Raw genomic sequence first — 389 nt, forward strand, 5'->3', positions numbered from 1 at the left:
GAACACCAAACTGCATGCCGTCAGCGATGCGGATGGGCGGCCGTTGAGCTTCTTCATGACCGCCGGGCAGGTCAGCGACTACACCGGCGCGGCAGCCTTGCTCGACGATCTGCCGAAAGCGCAGTGGCTGCTTGGCGACCGTGGTTATGACGCCGATTGGTTCAGGGACGCCCTGGAAGCCAAGGGCATCCAGCCCTGCATCCCGGGCCGCAGATCGCGCAACGAGCCGGTCAGATACGACAAGCGCCGCTACCGGCGCCGCAGCCGCATCGAGATCATGTTCGGCCGTCTGAAGGATTGGCGTCGCGTCGCCACTCGCTACGACCGCTGCCCAACCGTCTTCTTCTCTGCCGTCGCGCTCGCGGCCACCGTCATCTTCTGGCTATGAC

1 protein-coding gene is annotated in these 389 nt (G+C 65.0%); it reads left to right on the forward strand.

Going from position 1 to position 389, the window contains the following annotated elements; genetic code table 11:
- Nucleotides 1-388 (forward strand): IS5 family transposase (locus IFT54_RS20195; RefSeq protein WP_192071988.1); only part of this gene is annotated, 388 nt, incomplete at its 5' end.
- Nucleotide 389 lies beyond the last annotated feature (1 nt).

Origin of the sequence: Sphingomonas sp. CFBP 13714 (genome assembly GCF_014842205.1) — a bacterium.
In the GTDB taxonomy this organism is placed as follows: domain Bacteria; phylum Pseudomonadota; class Alphaproteobacteria; order Sphingomonadales; family Sphingomonadaceae; genus Sphingomonas; species Sphingomonas aerolata.